Here is a 21,859-nt window from a genome sequence, read left to right as displayed (position 1 = left end):
CAAGGGCCGGTATCCGGTCCGTCCCCCGCCCGCTGCGTACTGCTCTTTAATAACGTCTGGCAAAATCGTCGCGAGCGAATGCGAGTTGTGGCCGAGAAGCGCAGCTGTGCGACGGCACGGGGCCGCCGAGGCAGTGAGCATCACAGGCCGCAAATCGCGGCGCGCAGCAGATTTGGCCTGACGTTTATAGATGCACGGCAATCTGCGGCATCAGGTCGTCAAAGGTACGACCGTTGCCGTTTTCGCCGATGGCGTGCATCTTCCATTCGCCGTTATGGCGATACAGCTTGGCCATGATCTGTGCCGTGTGGGAACCTTGCACAGACAGGTTGAAACGCGCGACTTCCTGGTTATTGCTGGCATTCAAGATGCGGCAATAGGCGTTTTCCACCTGCGAGAAGTTCTGGCCGGTAAAGCTGTTGACGGTGAAGACCAGGCTTTTCACGTTCGCCGGCACCTTCGACAGATCGACATTGATCTGTTCGTCGTCGCCATCGCCCGCGCCCGTGCGGTTGTCGCCCGTGTGGACGATACTGCCGTCCTTGCTTTTCAGCTGGCGGAACCAGACGATGTCGGCGGTGCTATTGTTTTCATCGAACATGACGCACGAGGCGTCCAGGTCGACGGCTTCCGTCTTCGAACCGAAACCCAGGAAACCCTTGGTCTTGGCCGCATCCCAGCCCAGGCCCATGGTGATACGGGTCAGGGTGGTACCAGCTTCTTTGTCCAGAGAAATCTTCTGGCCCTTGCTCAAATTGACAGACATACGCATTGCTCCTGTTTGGTTAGTTGCATCAGTTAGTTGCATCAATTACGTGTTACGCCGACTTGCCTTGCGTCCAGGTGAGGAAGGCCGCGCGGTTGCGCGAGCACACGAGGATTTTTCCCGTGCCTGAAAACTTCAGTACCATGCCCTCGCCACTGGTCTGGCTATTGATCAAATTGCCCAGAAAGCCGCCGCTGCTGCCGGTCGTGATGGAAATTTCGTATTGCAGGCGGTTGTCCCAGCACACGACGTGGGCGTTATCGATCACCACGTCCTTGCCAGGCGTCACTTCCAGTTCGGATATCGCGCCAAAACCGGACACCGCCAATTGACCGCTGCCTGCCGTCTCGGTAATGAAAAAACCACCGCTCTGGGCAAACAGCGCATTGCCAAGGCTCTGCGTGCGCACCTTCAATTCCACGCCAGAACTGGCCGCCACGAAGGCGCCGTCGCTGATCATGTATTGCTGGGCACCCACCTCGAGCACCCGCATCGCGCCAGGCAAGGTGGGCGACAGCAGACAGTCGCCGTCACCGCGCATGGCCTCGATATGCTGCTGAAAGAACGATTCGCCGTTGGCAAAGGTGCGCATCAGCGCAGCGCCGATGCCGCCAGTCATCTTGCCTTTCAGCTCAAGATTGGTTTCCATCATCACCATCGCATCGGATTCGCAATAAATCTTCTCGCCCTTGGCAAGCGACACATGCAGGAACGGGTCGTCGTCCCCTGTCACATTAAAAACCGGCATTCAACTGTTCCTTCCTCAACGATGATGATGGTGTCGGGCTAAACCGCCCTTACTACAGAATAACGGTGCCGCACAAAACCGTAGCGAGCGGATGTGATTTGTGGCCGAGAAACGCCCCCGTACTTTAGGACGGGGGCGCCGAGCCGGTGAGCATCGCCGGCCGCAAAGCGCACCGCGCAGCAGGTTTGGTGTGGCGACCTTACACGCCGACGCCGAACGACGCTGCCAGTGGGCCCAGACCGCCTTTATAACCCTGGCCGATGGCCTTGAATTTCCAATCGGCGCCGTTGCGGTAGATTTCACCGAAGACCATGGCCGTTTCCGCCGATCCGTCTTCCGACAGGTCGAAACGGGCGATTTCCGTGTTGCCGTTGGCATTCACGCAGCGCACATACGCCTTCGATACCATACCAAAGTTTTGCTTGCGCGCTTCGGCATCGTGAATCGTCACGCAGACGGCGATCTTGTCGATCTCGGCCGGCACCGTTGCCAGGTCGACGACGACGGTTTCATCGTCGCCGTCGCCGGCGCCGGTGGTGTTGTCGCCCGAGTGGGTGACGGAACCGTCGCTCGATTTCAGGTTGTTGTAGAAAATCATGTCGACGTCGGCGCGTACCTTGCCGTCGGCCTTCAGCAGGAAGATGGAACCGTCGATGTCGAATGCGGCGCCATCGGTGGCGCGGGCATCCCAGCCCAGGCCGATGATCATCTTCGAGATGCCAGGCGCTTCTTTGCTCAGGTTGACGTTGCCGCCTTTTTGCAGACTGATTGCCATGATGTATTTCTCCTATGTGAAATAAAAGTCCAGCGTGTATAAAACCAAATGACTACTTGTGTACACCTGGCGCCCTCCACCGGCCCGACTCCCCGGACCGGCGGCGGCGCTTGCTGCATCACGCTGGCAAACGGGTGTGGACGTTTGCCGCGTATTCCTTATGCCTTGGCTGCGCTTTCCAGCTGCGGCTGCTTATCGCCATCCTTGTCGCCATCGCCTTCCAGCAAAGCCATCCTGCGCTTGTAGCGGATCGACGACCACAGCGAGGCGAGAATGAAGGCTACCCCGATCAGACCCGTGAACAGCTCGGGTACGTGGAACTTCATGCTGACCAACATGATCACGGCCAGGATACCGATCGCATAGTGCGCGCCGTGTTCCAGATAAACGAACTCATCCAACGTACCCTTGCGCACCAGGAACACCGTCATCGACCGCACGAACATCGCGCCGATGGCCAGGCCCAGCATGATGATCACGACATCCTTGGTGATGGCGAACGCGCCGATCACGCCGTCAAAGCTGAACGAGGCATCGAGCACTTCCAGGTACAGGAAGCCGCCAATACCGCCGCGCTTGACGATGTCGCCCATATTGCCGTCGCCGTTATCGCCTTCCAGCAAGCCGCTGACCACATCCACGCCCACGTAGGTCAAGATACCCCACAGGCCGGCCGTCAAGACCACCAGTTTCTGGCCTTCTTCTATCATCGACAGGCTGGCCATCAGGGTGCCCAGCGCGATCATCACGGAAATCGACGAGATCTTGCCCAGCGCGCCCAGTTTTTCTTCAATACGGCCCAGCCAGTGCGTTTCCTTCTCCGAGTCCAGCAGGAAGTTCAGGAACACCAGCAGCAGGAAAATGCCGCCGAAGGCCGCCACTTCCGCGTGGTGGTTCGTCAGGTGCATCGAATACTGTTCCGGATTGCTCAGTGCCAGATTCCACACTTCCATCAGTCCCAGGTCAGCCGCTTGTGCCACGATGACCAGCGGGAACACCAGACGCATACCAAAGACGGCGATGATGATACCCACGCCCAGGAACAGGCCCTGCCAGAACTTGTCCCAATTCTTCAGCACCGAGGCGTTGACCACCGCGTTGTCAAAGGACAGCGATACTTCCATCACGCCCAGGATCACCGCGATACCCAGCGCTGCCAGCATCGTCTGCACGCCACCGTGCGTGTAACCCCACCAGGCGGAAATGCCCAGGCAGATAAATGTCACTAGAAATGACACTCTGAAATGTTTCATCGATAGTTCCCCTTTATCCAAATTCAATGGAACGTAGTATAAGGACATGTGACACATTTAAAAATAGAAGATAATGGAAGTATTACTTCGTAAAAACAGAAGATAGGGCCGCACGATGAAAACTACCGGTTTCAATTACCGCCATTTGTACTTCTTTTGGGTGGTTGCCAAGGAAGGCGGCGTGACGCGCGCCGCCGAGCGCCTGGGCCTGGCCGTGCAAACCATCAGCACCCAGCTGGCCCTGCTGGAAAAGGAACTGGGCAAGTCGCTGCTGCAGCCGCAGGGACGGCGACTGGTGCCGACGGAAGCAGGCCGCCTGGCGCTTGGCTACGCCGACCAGATCTTTCTCTTGGGCGAGCAGATGCAGGATGCGCTGGCCGACGCCGACGCGGAAAAGATGCGCCTGACGGTGGGCATTTCCGATTCCCTGCCAAAACTGATGGCCTACCGCATGCTCGACGCCACGCGCAGCATGGATCACCCCGTCAAGCTGGTCTGCCTGGAAGATGAATTCGAATCCCTGCTGGCCGACCTGGCCCTGCACAAGCTGGACCTGGTCTTGACGGACCGCGCCGTGCCGGCCGGCGCCAGCCTGCGCGTGTCCAGCCATTTATGGGGCGAGAGCGCCATGAAACTGTTCGCCATCCCCGCGCTGGCCGAGCGCTACCGCGAGGATTTCCCGCACCGCCTGAGCGGCGCGCCGTTCCTGCTGCCAGCGCGCAATAACGCCTTGCGCGGACGCATCGACGAATGGATGGTGCAGCAAGGCGTGCGGCCCGACGTGGTGGGCGAGTTCGAGGACAACGCCATGCTCAACGCCTTCGGCCGCAAGGGCCTGGGCCTGTTCTTCGCGTCCGCCAGCCTGGCGGCCGACATCGAAGAGCAATTCGGCGCCGTGCTGGTGGGCGACGCCTCGTCGCTGCGCGAGCAGTTCTATGTGATTTCGAACGAGCGCAAGATCATGCACCCGGCGCTGGACGTGATCCTGGCCGCCGTGCCGGGCCGCCAGTGATCAGGCGCCGAGATCGGCGGCGATGGCCGCCAGCCACACTGCCTCGTCCGCCTCGCAGCTGTCGATATTCGCCAGCTGGATGACGGACAGGCCCGCTTCGGGCACGCGCAGCAGCAAGGCGCGGAAGCCCCATAGTCCGCCACCGTGGAACACCGCCACGCGCCCGGCGTGTTCGATTTGCTCCAGGCCAAAGCGGTAGGTCCAGCTCTGGCCATCGGCACCCGGCGTGTGCGCCAACTGCGCGCGCACCAGGCTGGACGGATCGCGGTACTGGCGCTGCCATTCGCGCTCCCACAGGGCCAGGTCATGCAGGCAGGCATACACGCCGCCGTCGCCCACCGTGTTGGCATTGCCCAGGTGCTGGCGATAGGCGCCCGCGTCCGCCGGATCAACGCTATAGCTGCGCGCGCGCTGCGGCATGACGGCTTGCCGGTCGACGTCGAAGCCAGTGGCATGCATGCCCAGCGGCGCGAACAGGCGCTCGCGCGCCTGCGCCGCCAGCGGCTGGCCCGCGAGCACTTCCACGAGTTTCGCCAGCAAGATGTAATTGCAATTGCTGTAGGCATGCGCGCTGCCGGGTGGCGCCGTCAAGTCCTGCATGCGCGCGATCAGGCGCAGCAGCAGCGCATTGTCAAAATAGTCGCTGTCATGACGGCCCAGCTGGCATGCCAGGTAGTCGAAATAATCGGGAATGCCGCTGGTGTGATTCAACAATTGACGCACGCTGATGGCGGCGCCGAACTGCCGCACTTCCGGCAGATGGGGTGCCACGTCGTCGTCGAGGCCGATGGCGCCCTGGCGCACCAGGTCCAGCACGCAGGCGGCCGTAAATTGCTTCGATTCCGACGCCAGGTAGTAGCGCGACTGCGCCGTCAGCGGCACGCCCAGTTCCAGGCACGCCAGGCCGTGATGCAGCTCGAACAAGGTCTGGCCGTCGCGCTGGATCAATGCGCTGAATCCGGGACCCCGCGCCGGCAGGCTAGCCTGCAGGGAAAGAAAGTGCTGAACAAGATTTTTCATGGCGCGATCTTAGCATGCAGGCAAGATTCATCTTTCGCCACATTCATCAGCCAATCCGATAAATCCATTCGAAAATAACGTTTGAATAATCAATCAAAAGCGATTGTAATAAAGCCTGAGACAAACACGCGTTCGCCGCCCGGCGGCAGGATGCGATCACCATAACAAGACAGGAGCGGCAGCATGTCCACGGCAGGCAAGACGATCGATATTCCAGATCTCATCAATAAAAACAAGATCGGCTCCTTCCAGATCGGCATGCTGATCCTGTGCGGGCTGTGCGTCATCATGGATGGCTTCGACGTGCAAGCCATGGGCTATGTGGCGCCAGCCATCATTGCAGACTGGCATGTCAGCAAGGCCAACCTGGGTCCCGTCTTTGGCGCGGGCCTGCTGGGCATGCTGGTCGGCTCGCTCGTCTTCAGCATCACGGCCGACAAGTTTGGCCGCCGCCCCGTGCTGATCGGCTCGACCATCTTCTTTTCCCTGTGCATGCTGGTCACGCCGCTGGCCACCACCATCGAGCAATTGCAGCTGATACGCTTTATTACCGGCCTGGGCCTGGGCGCCGTGATGCCGAACGCCATGGCGCTGGCCGGCGAATACAGCCCGCTGCGCAAGAAAGTCACCCTGATGATGCTGGTGTCCTGCGGTTTTACCCTGGGCGCCGTGCTGGGCGGGCTATTGTCCGCCGCGCTGATTCCCGCCTTCGGCTGGCAATCCGTGTTTTACGTGGGCGGCGTGGTGCCGCTGGTGATCGGCGTGCTGATGTTTTTCCTGCTGCCGGAATCGATGCAGTTCCTCGTGCTGAAAAAACGCAAGCTGGACAAGGTCGCCAAATGGCTGAAACGCATCGACCCGACGGTGACGATCACGGCCGAGACGCAATACGTGGTGCATGAGAAGGAGCACAAGGGCGCGCCCGTGCTGCAATTGTTTACCGGTGGCCGCGCGAAGATGACGATACTCTTGTGGGTCATCAACTTCATGAACCTGCTGAACTTGTATTTCCTCTCGAACTGGCTGCCGACCATCGCCAAGGAAGCGGGCCTGTCGACGGCCAACGCCGTGCTGGCGGGCACGGCCCTGCAAGTGGGCGGCACCATCGGCACCCTGGTCATGGGCCAGCTGATCGACCGCTCCAGCTTCCGCCGCATCCTGCTGCCATGCTTCCTGGTCGCCGCCGTGGCCATCGCCCTGATCGGCCGTCCGGACGTCTCGCTGGCCTTCCTCTTCATCACGATTTTCATCGCCGGCTTTTGCGTGGTGGGCGGCCAGCCTGCCGTCAACGCCCTGGCGGCCAGCTACTACCCGACCACCCTGCGCTCGACGGGCATCGGCTGGAGCCTGGGCGTGGGCCGCATCGGCTCCATCATCGGCCCCGTGCTCGGTGGCGAGCTGATCCGCCTGAACTGGCCCAACAGCACGATTTTCCTCGTCGTCGCCATCCCTGCCATCGTCTCGGCCGTCATGGTGTTTGCCATGCGCGGCGGGCCGGAAACGGCCGCCAAGGCCTGATCCGGGTCAAAAACGCGCCGCGCACCCCTGCTTTCGGGCGGGGGCGCGCGGCAAAATTAGGCTATGGCGCCCTTCGTCGTTTAAGATGACGTTTTACCAGCCCATCTTCCGCGCCCCCATGCACAATGTCTTGCTAGTCCTGCTCGCCCTCTTCCTGGTCGCGCTGAACGGTTTTTTTGTTGCCGCCGAGTTTGGCATCGTCACCTTGCGGCGCACCCGCATCCGCGCCATTGCCAAGACACAGGGACTGCGGGGCCGCATCCTGGCCAAGGTGCATGGCGAGCTGGACGCCTACCTGTCCGCCTGCCAGCTGGGCATCACCCTGGCTTCGCTGGGCCTGGGCTGGGTCGGTGAACCGGCCTTCGCCGGCCTGCTGGAACCGCTGTTCGGCGCCATCGGCGTCACCTCGCAAGAGCTGATCCACGGCGTGTCCTTCGTCGTTGCCTTCAGCGTGATTTCCTTCCTGCACATTGTCGTGGGCGAACTGGCGCCGAAATCGATGGCCATCCGCAATCCGGAAGCCGTCGGCCTGTGGAGCGCCATGCCCCTGTATGCGTTTTACTGGGCCATGTACCCGGCCATCTACCTGCTCAACGCCAGCGCCAACTGGGTGCTGCGCATGGCCGGCCTGTCCGGCAAGGGCGGCCACGATGCGCATTACTCATCGGAAGAATTGAAACTGATCCTGCGCACCAGCCAGCCCGGCGAAAAGTTTACGCGCGACGAACGCAACATCCTGGCGCAGTCGCTCGATTTCGAACAGATGACGGTGTCGGACCTGATGCGCCCGATCAATGAAGTGATCGCCCTGCATGCCTCGAACACCCTGGAAGAAAACCTCGACACGGTGCTGCGCAACCGCTTCAGCCGCTATCCGTACTTCGACACGAATGAAGACGACGTGCTGGGCGTGGTGCACCTGAAGGACCTGTTCTTTGCCCAGCAGGCGGGCAAGCCCATCACCTCGCTCACGCCGTTTCTGCGTCCCGTCGACATCATTTCCGCGCGCACGCCGGCGCTGGAACTGTTCCGCCGCTTCCGCGACGGCGCGCCGCACTTTGCCCTGATCGGCGAAAAGGGCAAGCGCCCGCTGGGCTTTATTACCCTGGATAACTTGCTCGGCGCCATGGTCGGCGAAATCCGCGATGAATTCCGCCGCAATGAAAACGACTGGCTCAAGCAGAGTGACGGCACCCTGATCGGCAAGGCCAGCCTGCCCATCTTCTCGCTCGAACGCATCCTCGGCATCGATATCGAAAACGAGGAACTGGGCCTGGACGACGTGGAATCGGTGGGCGGCTTGATCATGGTCAAGCTGGGCGACATCCCCAAGCAGGGCCAGCGCATTACCTTTGTCGACTTCGACATCGTCGTCAAGAAAATGAACGGGCCGCGCATCGTGCTCATCAAGGTGATCCCGAAGCAGGAGCGGGACCTGGATGCCGATTTAAGGGACTAGGCAGGTCGTGACGCAAAGCGCAGTTCGGGGTCGGACCCTGAGGGTCCGACCCCGGTCATGGCTGTTGGGTCAGGCAAGACATGCAGCCATGCTGCAGAACACTGAGCTTGCACTTTGCCGGCCACCTCTTCCCTCCGCTGGCCGCGGCCCTGCCAGGTATCGACGCTATTTTTTCAAGGTTATTGTATCTTTGCCCTGCGGCACCGTGGTCTCGCCCACCGTCCACGTTTGCAGCAGGCTGTACAGCACCGCCAGCAGTGTCGGGCCGATAAAAATGCCGACGAAGCCGAAGGCCAGCACGCCGCCCAGCACGCCCAGCAGCACCAGCAGGAACGGCAGGCTGCTGCCACGGCTGATCAGCATGGGTTTCACGACGTTATCCACGCCGCTGATCAGCACCGCGCCCCATACCAGCATGAAGATGCCCCAGCCAGTCTGGCCGTCGTTGAACAGCCAGATGGCGGCGCCGCCCCAGATCAGCGGCGGCCCGACAGGAATCAGCGAAAAGATGAAGGTGGCCACGCCCAGGAGCGCCACGGCCGGCACGCCGGCGATCAAAAAGCCCACCACCGCCACCAGCGCCTGCGCCAGCGCCGTGCCCAGCAAGCCGTACATGACGCCGCGCACGGTGCGGCTGATGGTCAGGCCCACGCCGGGCGCGCTGTCGCCGATGATGCGGCCCGCGCCCGTCATCAGCGCGCGGCTCAGCTGCTGGCCGTCACGGTAGAGGAAGAAGCTGACGAACACGGCCAGGCTGGTCTGTGCCAGGCCCGTGCCCAGCAAAATGCCGCCGGAGGCGAGGAAGTGGCGTGCCGGCTCCAGCATGGTCTTGCCCAAATTGAGTAATTCCTCGCGGTCAGCGAGCAGGCGCTCCACATAGCCGGCGATGGTTTCGCCCACCACGGGGATGCTGGCCAGCCAGGCGGGCGGATGCAGGCCGCCCGTTTCCAGCGCGGCGCGCAACTGTTCGTAGATGCGCGACACATTGTCGGCCAGGTTGTAGGTGACGAGCGCCAGCGGCAGCACGATGACCAGCACCAAGGACAAGGTCATGATGGCGGCGGCCCAGTTGCGGCGGCCTTTCAGGCGTTCGAGCAGGAGGATGTACAGGGGCCAGCTGGAAATGCCGACGCAGGCGGCAAACAGCATGGCGGCCAGGAAGGGCCGCAAGACGAAAAAGCAGCCGATCAACAAAAAGATGACGGCTGCCAGGCGGGCGTGAGGCTCGAAACGTTTGTCCATGTACTGCATATCCTGAAGATGGCGCCTCGCGGCGCGACCGGATCAGGATAGCAGAAGTTTAAGATCGTGCGCGATGGCGGCAGGCTTTTCGCCGTGGCGCACGAACAGGCGGATCTTGCCGTCGCGGTCGAACACATAGGTGCCGGCCGTGTGGTCCACCGTGTAGCTGCTGTCCGTCTCGCCCTCGACCTTGGCGAAATACACCTTGAATTCCTTGGCCACCTTGGCCGTCGCGGCCGCATCGCCGTACAGGCCGACAAAGCGCTTGTCGAAGGCGGGCACATACTCGGCCAGCAAGGCTTGCGTGTCGCGCTCGGGGTCGACGGTGACGAACAGCACTTGCACCTGCTCCGCCTGCGCGCCCATTTCCTGCATGACCTGCGCCATGTCGGCCATGGTGGTCGGGCACACGTCCGGGCATTGCGTGTAGCCGAAGAACATCAGCACCAGCTTGCCCTTGTAGTCGGCCAGGGTACGGGGCTGGCCCGTGTGGTCCGTCAGGGCGAACTCGCGCGCATAACCGAGGCCCGTCACGTCCGTGTTCTTGAATGCCAGCTTGGGCGCTGCGGGCTTGCCGCAGCCGGCCAGGACGATGGCCAGGGCGGCCGCCAGCAACAGTGTCAGGTATTTTTTCATGTGCCGAGTGGAATGTAGTGGTCGACCAGCAGGGCCGCGAACAGCAATGCCAGGTAGATGATGGAAAAAGTAAAGGCCTTGCGCGCGATCAGGTCCGTGTAGTGGCGGTACATCTTCCACGCGTAATACAGGAAGCCGGCGTTCAGCACCACGGCCGAGGCCAGGTAGATCAGGCCGCTCATGCGCACGGCATACGGCAGCAAGGTGGTGGCGGCCAGTGCGATCGAATACAGCCAGACGTGGAATTGCGTGAATTGCATGCCATGCGTGACGGGCAGCATGGGCAGGCCCGAGCGCGCGTAATCGTCGCGGCGGTACATGGCCAGGGCCCAGAAGTGCGGCGGCGTCCAGACGAAAATGATCAGCACCAGCAGCCAGGCTTGCATCGGCACGTCGTTGGCGACGGCGGCCCAGCCCAGGGCCGGCGGCATGGCGCCGGACAGGCCGCCGATAACGATGTTCTGCGGCGTGGCCGGTTTCAGCACCATGGTGTAGATCAGCGCGTAGCCGACAAAGGTGACGAACGTCAGCCACATGGTCAGCGGATTGACCAGGTGATACAGAATCGCCATGCCCAGGCCGCCGATCAGCAGTGCGAACACCACCGTCTGTTTCACCGTGATGTCGCCCATGGCCATCGGACGGCGCGCCGTGCGGGCCATGCGCGCATCGATTTCGCGCTCGGCCAGGCAATTCACGGCAAAGGCGGCGCCCGCCAGCAGCCAGATGCCGATGGTGCCGAACACCACCGCATGCCAGTCCGGCAACTCTTCGCTGGCCAGGAACATGCCGATGACGGCGCAAAACACGGCCAGTTGCGTCACGCGCGGCTTGGTCAGCGCCCAATACTGGGCGATGCGGGGGGTAGGTTTACGGCTGATGGTCTGAGTAGTCATTTATGCGGTACGGGAAGACTGGCTGGTGCCGTGGGCACTGTCGCGGAGGCGCAAGCGCGCTTAACATTGCGCGCAACATCGAGTTGGAACTTAGCCTTGTAGTTTAACATGGTCAGCAACAACACGAGCAGCGCCGCCCCGCCGTTATGCATGACGGCGATCGACAGCGGCCAGCTCAGGTAGATGGTCGCCAGGCCCGTGGCTGCCTGCAGGGCCAGCACCACGGCGATCCAGCGGGCCGTGCCGCGCAAGGACGGCAGGCGCCAGGCGCGGAACACGGTGTAGCCGATACCGGCTGCCACGATGAAGGCGAAATTGCGGTGCACCCAGTGGATGGCCGTCAGCGCGGAAAACGGCAGATAGTGGCCGGCGGCCGTCTTGCCCAGCTCGCGCCACAAGTGGAAACCATGCTCGAAATCCATCTCCGGGATGACTTTGCCGCCGCACAGGGGGAAGTCCGTGCAGGCCAGGGTGGCGTAGTTGGTGCTCACCCAGCCGCCCAGCGCGATCTGCACGGTGAGCAGTACCAGCGAGAAGATGGCCAGCGCGCGCACGGGGCGCAGCACGGCGGCATCCGCATCGGCGCGCTGTATGGGCGCGACGGCATTATCTTGCCGGCCGCCCAGCCAGGTCAGCATGGCCAGCAAGCCCATGCCCAGCAGCAAGTGGATGGTGACGATCACCGGTTGCAGCTTCAAGGTTACGGTCCAGGCGCCGAACGCGCCCTGCAGGCAGACGAACAGAAACAGCGCCGTCGGCAGCGCGGGGGCGAACTCCTGCCGCTTGCTCTTGCGCCACTGCCGCCACGCCTGCACCATCATCGCCACGATCAGCACGCCAATTGCCATGGCCAGGTAGCGGTGCGTCATCTCGATCCATGCCTTCACCACCGTCACGGGACCCGTCGGCATCAGGGTTTCGGCCGCGACGATGTGCTCGTGAGCAAGGAAAGGATTGGCCGAGCCATAGCAGCCGGGCCAGTCAGGACAACCGAGGCCCGAATCGGACAGGCGCGTAAAGCCGCCAAACATGATCAGGTCGACCGTCAAAAAGACGGCGATCCACACGAGTTTGCGGTATTTATTGGCGTCCGCAGACACCCAGACCATCGTCAATGGCAGCAGCGCCACCAGCAGACCTGTCAAGCCCAGCTGGGCCAGCGCGGAAAGATGCATCGTCGGCATGCGTTCCCCTTAACCGATCGCCGAAGCTTTGAGCAGCTTGGCGATGTCTTTCTTGATCTTGTTTGGGTCCGCGTCTTTCGGGAAGCGCATCATCAGATTGCCCAGCGGATCGATCAGGTACAAATGGTCGCTGGTCTTGCCGCCCGGCTCCACCGGCAGCCAGGCCGTCAAGGCGTCGCCATTCACGCGCAGCATGCTGGTGCCGTCGAATTCGCGCATCACCAGCGTATCGAGCGGCTGGTCATCCGTGACCAGCCAGACCCGTTCCAGGCGCTCGCGCTCCTTGCCCTGCATGAGGCGCAGTTGTTGCATGTCAAACAATTGCTTCTTGCACGCTTCCTGGCAGTCGGACGGCCCCGTCTGCAGCAGCACCCACTTGCCCTTGAACTGCGCCAGCGGCGACGCCTTGCCGTCGAGCTCCGTCACGTGCAGCGCCGCTTCGGGTATCGGGTACAAACGCGGGTCGATCAGGGCACCGTAATTGTTGCGGCCCGTGGGTTTGATGATGTAATACGTGAAATACGAGGCGATGATGGGAAATGCGCACACGGCCACCACGGCCAGCAGTTTCCAGCGCCCCGTGTTCTGCGCCTGTTTGTCGGTGCTGTCTTGCGATGCTTCAGGGTTATTTGTTTGCACGTCGAAATCCTGTAAAGACAAAAAATAGAAAAGCCATCAGTGCCAGTGCGTACCACTGGAATGCATAGCCGCGGTGCTTGTCGGCACCCAGGTCGGGCGCCGGCCAGTCGCGCACGGGGAGCTGGCCGGATGCTGGCACCGTTGCTGTCGGATCAACCGGATCGACTGTTTGTTCAATAATAAACGGCTGCAAGGCCAGGCCGCTCGCCTGTGCCAGCTGGGCGATATCGGCATTTTGCACGATGGCGTGCGATGCCAGGGGCGGCGCCGTGCCCAGTTCCATCACATGGCCCGCGTTCAGGCGCGCGATACCGGAAATCGTCACCGTGCCGGCCGGTGTCGTGTAATCGGGAATGCGTGTACGCTCGGCATTGTTGCGCGGCAGCCAGCCCTGCGCCACCAGCACGTGCATGGGGGAACCGTCGATCCGGAATGGCGTGAGCACGTGGAAACCCGCCTGGCCCTTGTAAGGACGATTGTCCAGGTACACCGTCCAGGCCGGCACGAAGCGGCCCGTGACGGTGACCCGGCGGTATTCGATCGCCTGCGCGTCGGCCGGCAGCATGGGCGCGGGACTCAATGCCAAAGGCGCGGCCAGGTTACCCGCTTCCAGCCGGGCGGCACGCGCGACTTTCTCGTCGGCACGGCGCTGCTGCCATTGCGCCAGCGACACGCCCAGCGCCACCAGTAGCAGCATTACAACAAATGGAATCCATCTAAAATGGAAGCGGATACGCATTACAATGAAACCTCCTCAAGCCTGGCGCTACCATCCATGAAAATCCTCGTTGCCATTGCCTTCATCCTGATCCTGGGCAGCCTGGGCTCAGCCCTGTTCTTCCTGATGCGCGACAAGGGCAAGAGCAACCGCACCGTGCAAGCGCTGGCCGTGCGCGTGGGCCTGTCGATCACCCTGTTTTTGCTGATCCTGCTGGCGCATCACCTGGGCTACATCCAGCCGACGGGAATACATTAAATGCTGGGGTCAGACCCGCGGGGGAATGCGCCTCAATGAGGCGGATTCCGATCCCGCAGGGTCTGACCCCGGTGCTAACGACGTTGCTTGGTTAGCAAAATTCTTACACTAAGAAAAAAGCCGTACCCAGGATCTCCCGGTACGGCTTTTTTTATGGTGCCGGCGCCAGCGCTAACCGCGCGCGCCCTGCCCCGCCATTATAACCAATACACGACCACGTACAGACCCAGCCAGACGACGTCGACAAAGTGCCAGTACCAGGCGGCGCCTTCGAAGCCGAAGTGGTGTTCAGGGGTGAAGTGGCCTTTCAGCACGCGGTACAGGATGACGGACAGCATGATGGCGCCCAGGGTCACGTGGAAGCCGTGGAAGCCCGTCAGCATGAAGAAGGTGGCGCCGTAGATGCCGGACGTCAATTTCAAGTTCAGGTCGCTGTAAGCATGCATGTATTCATACACCTGGAAGCCCATGAAGATGGCGCCCAGCAAGATCGTGGCGAACAGGAACAGTGCCGTCATGCCGCGATGGCCGGCGCGCAGCGCGTGGTGCGAAATGGTCAAGGTCACGCCGGACAGCAGCAGCAGGGCCGTGTTGATGGTCGGAATCCAGAACGGCGTCATGGTGGTGAATTCCTGCACCGTGCCTGCCGGGCCCGTATTGCCCCACTGCGCGGCGAAGTCCGGCCAGATCACCTTGTGGTCGAGGTCGGCCAGCCAAGGCATGGAAATGCTGCGCGCGTAGAACAAGGCGCCGAAGAAGGCGGCGAAGAACATGACTTCCGAGAAGATGAACCAGCTCATGCTCCAGCGGAAGGAGTGGTCGATGCGTTCGCTGTACAGGCCCTGCTCCGATTCGCTGATGGCGTCGCCGAACCAGAAGTACAGCACCAGCAGGATGCCGGCCAGGCCGATGTAATTCAGGTACGGGCCCCAGGAGACGTCGTTGACCCAGGCCGAGGCGCCGATCATGGTCAGCAGCAGGCTGGCGCCGCCCAGCATGGGCCAGCGCGAGGGGCCTGGCACAAAATAATAGGGTACGGCGGCGTGGTTGGAACTCATCATCATCTCCTCAAAAACTTGTAGGGTGGTTTTTTATAATTTATAAAACGACGAATTTAACAATGGAAATCAATATGCCGACCAGGCAAGCGACGGCCAGGAAACCGGCGATGACCACGTGCACGGGATTGAGCTTGGCCGAATCCGTGTCGAAATCGCTCTTGCGGCGCAAGCCCGTAAACGACCAGACGACGGCCCGCAGCGAATACAGGAACGAGGCTTTCTGCGGCTGCTCTGGCTTGCCCATGGCACTCTCCTATTGGACGGCCGGCGTCTGAGCCTGGCTCAGACCGGCAATCTCGAAAAACGTGTACGACAGGGTGATGGTCTTGACCTCTTTCGGCAGGGCCGGATCGAGGAAGAACACCACCGGCATCTGCCGCGCCTCGTGCGGCTTCAGGGTTTGCTGCTTGAAGCAGAAGCACTCGACCTTCTTGAAATGCGGCGTGGCGCTCTGCGGTGCATAGCTGGGAATGGCTTGCGCGTTCACCACGCGGTTTTGCGTGTTGACCACTTCGTACATGACGGTCACCAGTTCGCCCGGATGCACTTGCATGTTCGACACGGTGGGGCGGAAGCGCCACGGCCCCTGCGCATTGCCATCGAACTCGACGGTGATGCTGCGCGTCGTGTCGACTTGCGTATTGTTGTCGTAGGCCACCGTGCCATCCTTCTGCGTCAGCACGTTGATACCCATCACTTCGCAAATCTGCTTGTAGACGGGAATCAGGGCATAGCCAAAGCCGAACATCAGCACGGCAATGACGAGCAGCTTGCCCAGCATCTTGCGGTTCAGGCCGCGTGTTTCCTGTTGGTGGGGCGTCGTCACGTCAGAGCCACATGCGCTTGACGAACACGGACAGGAAGAAGAAGGCCGCCAGGGCCCCCAGTATCAGCCCGGTACGCAGGTTGTTGGGTTTCTTGCGCTCAGTTTTCACTTCGGTCATGGCAGGCACTCTATTCAAGGGGGCCGGCAGCTGCGCCGGCCCGTGACACTGGCATTACTTGTCGATTGCTACGTGACGCTTATTACCGCACGCTTGTTACTTGACGGTCGGCGGCGTTTCAAACGTGTGGAACGGCGCCGGGCTCGGCACGGTCCATTCCAGGCCCTCCGCGCCTTCCCATGGTTTCGCTGGCGCAGCCTTGCCGCCGCGGATGGTCGGCAAGACCACGAAGAACAGGAAGTACACCTGCATCAGGCCAAAGCCGAAGCCGCCGATCGAGGCGATCATGTTGAAGTCGGTGAACTGCGCCGGATAGTCGGCGTAGCGGCGCGGCATGCCGGCCAGACCCAGGAAGTGCATCGGGAAGAAGGTCACGTTGAAGGTGATCAGGGACAGCCAGAAGTGGATCTTGCCGCGCGTCTCGTTGTACATGTGGCCCGTCCATTTCGGCGACCAGTAGTAGAAACCGGCGAACAGGGCGAACAGCGAACCGGCCACCAGCACGTAGTGGAAATGCGCCACCACATAATAGGTATCCTGCAGCTGGATGTCGATCGGCGTGACGGCCAGGATCAGGCCCGTGAAGCCGCCCATGGTAAACACGAAGATGAAGCCCACCGAGAACAGCATCGGCGTCTCGAACGTCATGGAACCCTTCCACATCGTGGCGATCCAGTTGAACACTTTGACGCCCGTCGGCACGGCGATCAGCATGGTCGCGTACATGAAGAACAGCTGGCTGGTCACCGGCATGCCGGTAGTAAACATGTGGTGCGCCCAGACGATGAAGGACAGGATCGCGATCGAGGCCGTGGCGTAGACCATCGAAGCGTAGCCGAACAGCGGTTTGCGGGCAAACGCCGGCAGGATCTGCGAGACGATGCCGAAAGCCGGCAGAATCATGATGTAGACCTCGGGGTGGCCGAAGAACCAGAAGATGTGCTGGTACATGACGGGGTCGCCGCCGCCTGCCGCATTAAAGAACGAGGTGCCGAAGTGGCGGTCCGTCAGGGTCATGGTGATGGCGCCGGCCAGCACGGGCATGACGGCGATCAGCAGGTAGGCCGTGATCAGCCAGGTCCAGCAGAACATCGGCATTTTCATCAGGGTCATGCCGGGCGCGCGCATATTCAGGATGGTGACGATGATGTTGATCGAGCCCATGATGGACGAGGCGCCCATCAGGTGCATGGCGAAAATGGCCATGTCCATGCCGGGGCCCATCTGCGTCGACAGCGGCGCATACAGGGTCCAGCCGGCAGCCGTGGCGCCGCCCGGCACGAGGAAGGACGTGGCCAGCAGGATCGCGGCAGGCGGCAGCAGCCAGAACGAGAAGTTGTTCATGCGGGCAAAGGCCATGTCGGACGCGCCCACTTGCAGCGGGATCATCCAGTTGGCGTAGCCGACGAAGGCCGGCATGATGGCGCCAAACACCATCACCAGGCCGTGCATGGTGGTCAGCTGGTTAAAGAATTCAGGGTGAAAGAATTGCAGGCCCGGGTGGAACAGTTCCGTACGGATCATCAGGGCCAGCACGCCGCCGGACAGCAGCATGATGAACGAGAACCACAAGTACAAGGTACCGATATCCTTGTGGTTGGTGGCAAACAGCCAGCGGCGGTAGCCAGTCGGGTGGTCGTGGGCATGGTCGTGATCGTGACCGGCGTGGTCCAAGGTGCTAGTACTCATATGCGGCTCCTAATTACTTGCGTGCAGCCACGATTTCGGCTGGTTGAACGATGTTCTCTTCGGCCTTGTTCGACCAGGAATTGCGCGTGTAAGTGATCACTGCGGCAATTTCCGTGTCGGACAGCTGTTTCCAGGCAGGCATTTCCGCCGGATACTTGCCGCTCTTTTGCCCGTTCAGCAAGACATGGATCTGTTCCGCCTTCGGACCGTTCACCACGGCAGAACCGTCCAGCGGCGCAAACGCGCCCGGCACGCCCTTGCCCGTCGCCTGGTGGCAGACCACGCAGTTGGCCGCATACACTTTCTCGCCCTTGACCTTCAATTCGTCGATGGTCCAGACCTTGCTTGGATCATCAGCCAATGCGGCCATTTCCTTTTGTTTTACATCAACCCAGGCCTTGTAATCGTCGGCCGAGACCACCTTGACGACGATGGGCATGAACGCATGCTCCTTGCCGCACAGTTCGGCGCAATTGCCGCGGAAGGTGCCGATATGGTCGGCCTTGAACCAGGTATCGCGCACGAAGCCGGGAATCGCATCCTGCTTCACGCCGAAGGCGGGCACGGACCAGGCGTGGATGACGTCGTTGGCAGTCAGCACCACGCGGATCTTCTTGTTGACCGGCACCACGACTTCGTTATCGACTTCGATCAGGTAGTTTTCGCCGCGTTTTTCCGTCGGCGGCATGCCAGGCGCACCCACTTGCGAGCGCGGCGTCGCCAGGTTGGAGAGGAAGGAAATGCCTTCGCCCTCGCCTTTCAGGTAGTCATAGCCCCATTTCCACTGCATGCCTGTGGCCTTGATGGTGATGTCGGCGTTCGAGGTGTCTTTCATGCCGACCACGGTGCGCGTGGCAGGCAGGGCCATGCCGATGACGATCAGGAAAGGCACGACGGTCCAGGCGATCTCGACGGTGGTGCTTTCATGGAAGGTGGCCGGTTTGTGGCCCAGGGACTTGCGGTGCTTGAAGATGGAATAAAACATGACGCCGAACACGGCCACGAAAATCACCAGGCAGATGATCATCATCAGGGTGTGCAAATCGTAGATTTCGTGGGCGATCTGTGTCGCCGGCGGTTGCAGATTCATTTCGAACGGCACCGGACCGCCGGTGCCGGGATAGGTGCTGGCAGCAGGTGCCGCCGTGGCCCATCGCCCGATGCCAAACGCTGTCAAAGACAGCCCGAGCAGCAACGATTGAAGTCGCTTTGCATGTTTCATGTTTTCCCCAACCACCCAAAAATAATGATATTTTAAACGGCTGCGGACTTCTCCGTACTGGACCGCTGCCGCTCCTCCATGAAAGCAACACGGCCAGAATGCGGCCATGTGCGTCAAGCACCAGCGAATTCCATGCTGGCTGCCGCGCCAAAAACGGCGGCGCGCAACCATGCTGGAACCCTGTTTTCACTCCCCCACAGCGAAATGGCCCTGTGTGGAAGATGGTTACTATACTAATGCAGTAACTTCAATAAAGTCTTGCTTTGTTTTTTTTATTTTGTATGCAGCCCTTGTTTTTTTCAATTAGCAAGCTGACAAACAATCAACGATTATAATCAAGTAAACTTGAATCCATCAAGCAATAATCGGCTTTGTGCGCGCCCTATTCCCGGCCGCCGCGCGCTTTGCAACGCTTGCAACAATATCACCGTGCAAATGCCGACCAAGTGTCGGTTTCTTTAGGCTTTTATGTCGGCTTGCGCGGTAGATCGAAACGAATGATGGCTTCGCCATTGCGCGTCACGCGCGGCGCCGGGCGGAAGGCGTGGCCATAAATCACCTCAAAACTCAGGCCCAGCTTGCCGTCGGGACGGCGCATCTTTTCCAGCGCGGCCAGCATGCGCTGCCAGGCCGCCTTGCCCATCAGGCCACGCCGGCGCGTCGTCAGCGGGTTGCCGCCAAAGGCACGCACGTCGGCCAGCAGTTTTTCCGCCGTATCGTAGGTCACGGTGATGATTTCCATGTCCAGCACCGGCGTGGAAAAGCCCGTCTCGACCAGCATGTCGCCAAAGTCGTGCATGTCGACGAAGGGCAAGGCGTGCGGCGCCAAGTCTGCCTCGGCAAAGGCGTCGCGCACTTCGCGGAAGGTGTCGGGGCCAAAGCACGAGAACATCAGCAAGCCGTCCAGGCGCAGCGCGCGGCGCCACTCGGCAAACACGCGGTCGGGCTGGGCATGCCAGTGCAGCGCCAGGTTGGACCACACGAGATCGATGCTGTTGGCTGCCAGCGGCAAGTCGCCCAGGTCGCCGCACAGCAAATCGACACCCGTCTTGGCCGGCAAGAGTTTGCTGAGAAACTGGTTCAGGCCAGACAGTTTCGAGGCCGGCGCGCGCGCCGCCTGCATCATCGCTTGCGCTGCATCGAGGCCGATGATCTGCGCGGCGGGATAATCCTTGTGCAGCTGCGCCAGGTCAGCACCGGGACCGCAGCCGGCGTCAAGCACGCGCAGCGGCGTGATCTTCACCAGTTCCAGGCGCTCGTGCATGCGTGCCGACACTTCGCGGCGCAGGAAGTCCGAAGGCGCGATACGCGCCGGGCGGGAAAAGAAATCGCGTACTTGCACCGCATCGATGGGCGCACTCATTTTGGGCGGATTGCTGGGAACTGGCATGTTGAATCGGGTGAGGTGAGATAATGTCGGCAGTGTACATGGAACGCGGCGATCGCGATGCGGCGTGCCGCCATGCCCCGCCTTGACGCAGCCTGGCAGGCGCTGGGACACTGGCTGGGCGCCACGGTGCTGCCGGCGCAGTGCGCGCTGTGCGGCATGGGCTGTCCGGAAGTGCTGTGCCCGCCCTGCCGCGCGCAGTATCTGGGACACAGCCGTCCCCGTTGCCGCCAGTGCGCCAATCCGCTCGCCGGCACGGATGGCACGCCGCTGTGCGGGCGCTGCCTGCGCAAGCGGCCCGCGTATGACGCCACCGTCACGGCGTGCGATTATGCGCCACCCGTCGACCAGTTGCTGCTGCAGCTGAAATTTGGCGCCCGCCTGCCGCTGGCGCCTTTGTTTGCGCAGCTGCTCGCTGTAGCCGTACAGCAACAACCGGCATGGGAGCAGCCGCAACTGCTGTGCCCCGTGCCACTGGGTCCTGCCCGCCTGGCCGGGCGGGGCTTTAACCAGGCACTGGAAATCGCCCGTCCGCTGGCGCGCCTGCTAGCCATCCCCTTGCAGCCCAGGCTGGCACTGCGGGTGCGCGAAACCCGGGCGCAAAGCGGCGTGGCGCCGCGCGAACGGCGCGCCAACCTGGCGCACGCGTTTGCCATCGCGCCGCAACATGGGGGGCTGCTGCAAGGCTGCCATGTCGGCATCGTCGATGACGTGATGAGCAGCGGCCATACCGTCAACACCCTGGCGGCCGCCTGCAAGCGCGCGGGAGCATCGCGCGTGAGCATCCTGGTGGTGGCGCGCACGCCGCCGCATTAGAATTCGCAATAGCCGCTATATATATGAGGAGAGCATTTTGTTTCACGTCGTTTTGGTAGAACCTGAAATCCCGCCCAATACGGGCAACGTCATCCGCCTGTGCGCCAACACGGGTGCGCAGCTGCACCTGGTCGAGCCGCTGGGCTTTCCCCTCGATGACAGCAAGATGAAGCGCGCCGGCCTCGACTACCACGACTACGCCAACATGAAAGTGCACAAGAACTGGGAAGCGTTCCTGGCCGACACCCGGCCCGATCCCGCCCGCATGTTCGCCATGACGACACGCGGCTCGCGCCCCTTCGGCGACGTGGCCTTTTTACCCGGTGACGTGTTCGTGTTTGGTTCGGAAACGAAAGGCCTCGACCCGGCCCTGCGCGACGGCTTTCCCGCCGAACAGCGCATCCGCCTGCCGATGCGCCCGGACAACCGCAGTTTGAATTTATCGAATACGGTGGCCGTCGTCGTCTACGAAGCCTGGCGCCAGCACGGCTACGCCGGCGGCGCGTAGGTCGGATCAGGCCCAAGGGGCCGTAATCCGACAACATTGTTGGCGTTAGTGGTGTTGTCGGATTACGCGGGGCTTTACCCCGCTAATCCGACCTACCCGTTTGCATAC

General features: G+C 61.6%; 24 protein-coding genes. 6 read left to right on the top strand and 18 right to left on the bottom strand.

Features of this window, described 5'->3' with window-relative positions:
- Positions 1-184: 184 nt before the first annotated feature.
- The 4 genes from ACQ4WR_RS20285 to ACQ4WR_RS20270 all read right to left on the bottom strand — a co-directional run bounded on the left by ACQ4WR_RS20285 (position 185) and on the right by ACQ4WR_RS20270 (position 3,542).
- On the bottom strand, positions 185-766 hold the full coding sequence (locus ACQ4WR_RS20285; RefSeq protein ID WP_436489517.1) for a TerD family protein: 582 nt from the start codon (positions 764-766) through the stop codon (positions 185-187).
- Between the two features lie 52 nt (positions 767-818).
- A complete protein-coding gene (locus tag ACQ4WR_RS20280; RefSeq protein ID WP_102292954.1) occupies positions 819-1,514 on the bottom strand; it encodes a TIGR00266 family protein in 696 nt (231 codons plus the stop codon).
- Positions 1,515-1,713: 199 nt separating this feature from the next.
- Positions 1,714-2,289: a TerD family protein gene (locus ACQ4WR_RS20275; RefSeq protein ID WP_102292953.1), complete on the bottom strand. Its 576-nt coding sequence runs from the start codon at positions 2,287-2,289 to the stop codon at positions 1,714-1,716.
- Between the two features lie 158 nt (positions 2,290-2,447).
- Complete coding sequence (locus ACQ4WR_RS20270; protein ID WP_436489514.1) at positions 2,448-3,542, bottom strand: DUF475 domain-containing protein; 1,095 nt, start codon at positions 3,540-3,542, stop codon at positions 2,448-2,450.
- Positions 3,543-3,657: 115 nt separating this feature from the next.
- On the opposite strand from ACQ4WR_RS20270, the gene nhaR reads away from it, so the two are divergent.
- Positions 3,658-4,554, top strand: a complete 897-nt coding sequence (gene nhaR / locus ACQ4WR_RS20265; protein WP_436489512.1) for a transcriptional activator NhaR — start codon at positions 3,658-3,660, stop codon at positions 4,552-4,554.
- Here nhaR and ACQ4WR_RS20260 read toward each other — a convergent pair whose 3' ends face one another.
- The gene (locus tag ACQ4WR_RS20260; RefSeq protein WP_436489510.1) at positions 4,555-5,574 is read right to left on the bottom strand and encodes a serine hydrolase domain-containing protein; all 1,020 of its coding nucleotides are present in this window, start codon (positions 5,572-5,574) and stop codon (positions 4,555-4,557) included. It lies immediately after the preceding gene.
- A gap of 183 nt (positions 5,575-5,757) precedes the next feature.
- On the opposite strand from ACQ4WR_RS20260, the gene ACQ4WR_RS20255 reads away from it, so the two are divergent.
- Together ACQ4WR_RS20255 and ACQ4WR_RS20250 are read left to right on the top strand one after the other, a co-directional pair.
- On the top strand, positions 5,758-7,092 hold the full coding sequence (locus ACQ4WR_RS20255; protein WP_102292950.1) for an MFS transporter: 1,335 nt from the start codon (positions 5,758-5,760) through the stop codon (positions 7,090-7,092).
- A gap of 118 nt (positions 7,093-7,210) precedes the next feature.
- Positions 7,211-8,551 carry a hemolysin family protein gene (locus ACQ4WR_RS20250; protein ID WP_102292966.1) on the top strand — a complete coding sequence of 447 codons (1,341 nt, stop codon included), beginning with the start codon at positions 7,211-7,213 and terminating at the stop codon, positions 8,549-8,551.
- Positions 8,552-8,716: 165 nt separating this feature from the next.
- Here ACQ4WR_RS20250 and ACQ4WR_RS20245 read toward each other — a convergent pair whose 3' ends face one another.
- Genes ACQ4WR_RS20245 through ACQ4WR_RS20220 form a run of 6 tightly spaced genes read right to left on the bottom strand, consistent with a single transcriptional unit; the run spans position 8,717 to position 13,887 of the window.
- Positions 8,717-9,793, bottom strand: a complete 1,077-nt coding sequence (locus tag ACQ4WR_RS20245) for an AI-2E family transporter (protein WP_102292965.1) — start codon at positions 9,791-9,793, stop codon at positions 8,717-8,719.
- A gap of 42 nt (positions 9,794-9,835) precedes the next feature.
- Positions 9,836-10,429, bottom strand: coding sequence for an SCO family protein (locus ACQ4WR_RS20240; protein ID WP_436489507.1), 594 nt, complete (start codon positions 10,427-10,429; stop codon positions 9,836-9,838).
- On the bottom strand, positions 10,426-11,325 hold the full coding sequence (cyoE, locus tag ACQ4WR_RS20235) for a heme o synthase (RefSeq protein ID WP_436489505.1): 900 nt from the start codon (positions 11,323-11,325) through the stop codon (positions 10,426-10,428). Before cyoE ends, ACQ4WR_RS20240 begins: the two co-directional genes overlap by 4 nt.
- The gene (locus ACQ4WR_RS20230) at positions 11,322-12,500 is read right to left on the bottom strand and encodes a COX15/CtaA family protein (RefSeq protein ID WP_102292946.1); all 1,179 of its coding nucleotides are present in this window, start codon (positions 12,498-12,500) and stop codon (positions 11,322-11,324) included. The genes cyoE and ACQ4WR_RS20230 overlap by 4 nt, the downstream gene beginning before the upstream one ends.
- An 18-nt stretch (positions 12,501-12,518) precedes the next feature.
- Positions 12,519-13,148, bottom strand: a complete 630-nt coding sequence (locus ACQ4WR_RS20225) for an SCO family protein (RefSeq protein WP_436489503.1) — start codon at positions 13,146-13,148, stop codon at positions 12,519-12,521.
- Complete coding sequence (locus ACQ4WR_RS20220) at positions 13,135-13,887, bottom strand: SURF1 family protein (RefSeq protein ID WP_436489502.1); 753 nt, start codon at positions 13,885-13,887, stop codon at positions 13,135-13,137. Before ACQ4WR_RS20220 ends, ACQ4WR_RS20225 begins: the two co-directional genes overlap by 14 nt.
- Before the next feature lie 36 nt (positions 13,888-13,923).
- Here ACQ4WR_RS20220 and ACQ4WR_RS20215 point away from each other — a divergent pair, with 36 nt between their 5' ends.
- Positions 13,924-14,124, top strand: a complete 201-nt coding sequence (locus ACQ4WR_RS20215) for a twin transmembrane helix small protein (protein ID WP_102292943.1) — start codon at positions 13,924-13,926, stop codon at positions 14,122-14,124.
- 197 nt (positions 14,125-14,321) lie between these two features.
- On the opposite strand, the gene ACQ4WR_RS20210 is transcribed toward ACQ4WR_RS20215, so the two are convergent.
- The 7 genes from ACQ4WR_RS20210 to ACQ4WR_RS20180 all read right to left on the bottom strand — a co-directional run bounded on the left by ACQ4WR_RS20210 (position 14,322) and on the right by ACQ4WR_RS20180 (position 20,403).
- Positions 14,322-15,182: a cytochrome c oxidase subunit 3 gene (locus ACQ4WR_RS20210; RefSeq protein WP_102292964.1), complete on the bottom strand. Its 861-nt coding sequence runs from the start codon at positions 15,180-15,182 to the stop codon at positions 14,322-14,324.
- A 40-nt stretch (positions 15,183-15,222) separates the two neighbouring features.
- Positions 15,223-15,429 carry a DUF2970 domain-containing protein gene (locus ACQ4WR_RS20205; RefSeq protein WP_102292942.1) on the bottom strand — a complete coding sequence of 69 codons (207 nt, stop codon included), beginning with the start codon at positions 15,427-15,429 and terminating at the stop codon, positions 15,223-15,225.
- Between the two features lie 9 nt (positions 15,430-15,438).
- Positions 15,439-16,011: a cytochrome c oxidase assembly protein gene (locus tag ACQ4WR_RS20200; protein WP_436489499.1), complete on the bottom strand. Its 573-nt coding sequence runs from the start codon at positions 16,009-16,011 to the stop codon at positions 15,439-15,441.
- Position 16,012: 1 nt separating this feature from the next.
- Positions 16,013-16,129, bottom strand: coding sequence for a cytochrome oxidase small assembly protein (locus tag ACQ4WR_RS20195; protein ID WP_216350353.1), 117 nt, complete (start codon positions 16,127-16,129; stop codon positions 16,013-16,015).
- A 96-nt stretch (positions 16,130-16,225) separates the two neighbouring features.
- Entirely contained in the window at positions 16,226-17,818 is a 1,593-nt protein-coding gene (gene ctaD / locus ACQ4WR_RS20190) for a cytochrome c oxidase subunit I (RefSeq protein WP_102292940.1), read from the bottom strand.
- A gap of 13 nt (positions 17,819-17,831) precedes the next feature.
- A complete protein-coding gene (gene coxB / locus ACQ4WR_RS20185) occupies positions 17,832-19,040 on the bottom strand; it encodes a cytochrome c oxidase subunit II (protein ID WP_102292939.1) in 1,209 nt (402 codons plus the stop codon).
- Between the two features lie 466 nt (positions 19,041-19,506).
- Complete coding sequence (locus tag ACQ4WR_RS20180) at positions 19,507-20,403, bottom strand: methyltransferase domain-containing protein (protein WP_102292938.1); 897 nt, start codon at positions 20,401-20,403, stop codon at positions 19,507-19,509.
- A 99-nt stretch (positions 20,404-20,502) separates the two neighbouring features.
- Between ACQ4WR_RS20180 and ACQ4WR_RS20175 the strand changes: the two genes are divergently transcribed.
- The gene (locus ACQ4WR_RS20175; protein WP_436489496.1) at positions 20,503-21,243 is read left to right on the top strand and encodes a double zinc ribbon domain-containing protein; all 741 of its coding nucleotides are present in this window, start codon (positions 20,503-20,505) and stop codon (positions 21,241-21,243) included.
- Between the two features lie 37 nt (positions 21,244-21,280).
- On the top strand, positions 21,281-21,751 hold the full coding sequence (gene trmL / locus ACQ4WR_RS20170; RefSeq protein ID WP_436489494.1) for a tRNA (uridine(34)/cytosine(34)/5-carboxymethylaminomethyluridine(34)-2'-O)-methyltransferase TrmL: 471 nt from the start codon (positions 21,281-21,283) through the stop codon (positions 21,749-21,751).
- The last annotated feature ends 108 nt before the right edge of the window (positions 21,752-21,859 follow it).

The sequence above is a fragment of the Janthinobacterium amylolyticum genome (assembly GCF_051380655.1).
Lineage (GTDB): Bacteria > Pseudomonadota > Gammaproteobacteria > Burkholderiales > Burkholderiaceae_D > Janthinobacterium.
The sequence above is the reverse complement of the archived record's forward strand: the minus strand, read 5'-3'. Positions and strand labels throughout refer to the sequence as shown.

Bases quoted from the DNA above. Each gene is read 5' to 3' on its own strand.
- ACQ4WR_RS20255 (WP_102292950.1), top strand. From the start codon at position 5,758: ATGTCCACGGCAGGCAAGACGATCGATATTCCAGATCTCATCAATAAA.
- ACQ4WR_RS20245 (WP_102292965.1), bottom strand. From the start codon at position 9,793: ATGGACAAACGTTTCGAGCCTCACGCCCGCCTGGCAGCCGTCATCTTT.
- ACQ4WR_RS20280 (WP_102292954.1), bottom strand. From the start codon at position 1,514: ATGCCGGTTTTTAATGTGACAGGGGACGACGACCCGTTCCTGCATGTG.
- ACQ4WR_RS20215 (WP_102292943.1), top strand. From the start codon at position 13,924: ATGAAAATCCTCGTTGCCATTGCCTTCATCCTGATCCTGGGCAGCCTG.
- ACQ4WR_RS20285 (WP_436489517.1), bottom strand. From the start codon at position 766: ATGTCTGTCAATTTGAGCAAGGGCCAGAAGATTTCTCTGGACAAAGAA.
- ACQ4WR_RS20240 (WP_436489507.1), bottom strand. From the start codon at position 10,429: ATGAAAAAATACCTGACACTGTTGCTGGCGGCCGCCCTGGCCATCGTC.
- ACQ4WR_RS20230 (WP_102292946.1), bottom strand. From the start codon at position 12,500: ATGCATCTTTCCGCGCTGGCCCAGCTGGGCTTGACAGGTCTGCTGGTG.
- ACQ4WR_RS20275 (WP_102292953.1), bottom strand. From the start codon at position 2,289: ATGGCAATCAGTCTGCAAAAAGGCGGCAACGTCAACCTGAGCAAAGAA.
- ctaD (WP_102292940.1), bottom strand. From the start codon at position 17,818: ATGAGTACTAGCACCTTGGACCACGCCGGTCACGATCACGACCATGCC.
- coxB (WP_102292939.1), bottom strand. From the start codon at position 19,040: ATGAAACATGCAAAGCGACTTCAATCGTTGCTGCTCGGGCTGTCTTTG.
- ACQ4WR_RS20220 (WP_436489502.1), bottom strand. From the start codon at position 13,887: ATGCGTATCCGCTTCCATTTTAGATGGATTCCATTTGTTGTAATGCTG.
- ACQ4WR_RS20260 (WP_436489510.1), bottom strand. From the start codon at position 5,574: ATGAAAAATCTTGTTCAGCACTTTCTTTCCCTGCAGGCTAGCCTGCCG.
- ACQ4WR_RS20205 (WP_102292942.1), bottom strand. From the start codon at position 15,429: ATGGGCAAGCCAGAGCAGCCGCAGAAAGCCTCGTTCCTGTATTCGCTG.
- ACQ4WR_RS20195 (WP_216350353.1), bottom strand. From the start codon at position 16,129: ATGACCGAAGTGAAAACTGAGCGCAAGAAACCCAACAACCTGCGTACC.
- nhaR (WP_436489512.1), top strand. From the start codon at position 3,658: ATGAAAACTACCGGTTTCAATTACCGCCATTTGTACTTCTTTTGGGTG.
- ACQ4WR_RS20175 (WP_436489496.1), top strand. From the start codon at position 20,503: ATGCCCCGCCTTGACGCAGCCTGGCAGGCGCTGGGACACTGGCTGGGC.
- ACQ4WR_RS20210 (WP_102292964.1), bottom strand. From the start codon at position 15,182: ATGAGTTCCAACCACGCCGCCGTACCCTATTATTTTGTGCCAGGCCCC.
- ACQ4WR_RS20270 (WP_436489514.1), bottom strand. From the start codon at position 3,542: ATGAAACATTTCAGAGTGTCATTTCTAGTGACATTTATCTGCCTGGGC.
- ACQ4WR_RS20180 (WP_102292938.1), bottom strand. From the start codon at position 20,403: ATGAGTGCGCCCATCGATGCGGTGCAAGTACGCGATTTCTTTTCCCGC.
- cyoE (WP_436489505.1), bottom strand. From the start codon at position 11,325: ATGACTACTCAGACCATCAGCCGTAAACCTACCCCCCGCATCGCCCAG.
- ACQ4WR_RS20250 (WP_102292966.1), top strand. From the start codon at position 7,211: ATGCACAATGTCTTGCTAGTCCTGCTCGCCCTCTTCCTGGTCGCGCTG.